Below are 216 nucleotides of genomic sequence, written 5' to 3' on the forward strand. Positions count from 1 at the left end.
CTGTGATGTGGAATAGGTAATTCCGTTTGCTTGCCAAGTGTAAGTCTGTCCCGAGCAGATTGTTTGATTGGTTATCGCATCGGCAGGTTTATCAGTTACAGTCAGGTTCAATATTTGATCCGCCGTGCATCCGTCATTGACTATTTTTAATGCATTTTGTGATGTAGAGTAGGTAATTCCGTTTGCCGGCCAAGTGTAAGTATTTCCAGAACAGAT

1 protein-coding gene is annotated in these 216 nt (G+C 42.1%); it reads right to left on the reverse strand.

The window, feature by feature from the left end; translation table 11 throughout:
• The coding region (locus EYY60_RS22095) for a hypothetical protein (RefSeq protein ID WP_162847804.1) at window positions 1–216 on the reverse strand (216 nt) is incomplete at both ends.

The organism is Flavobacterium zhairuonense (genome assembly GCF_004352915.1).
Classification (GTDB): Bacteria; Bacteroidota; Bacteroidia; order Flavobacteriales; family Flavobacteriaceae; genus Flavobacterium; species Flavobacterium zhairuonense.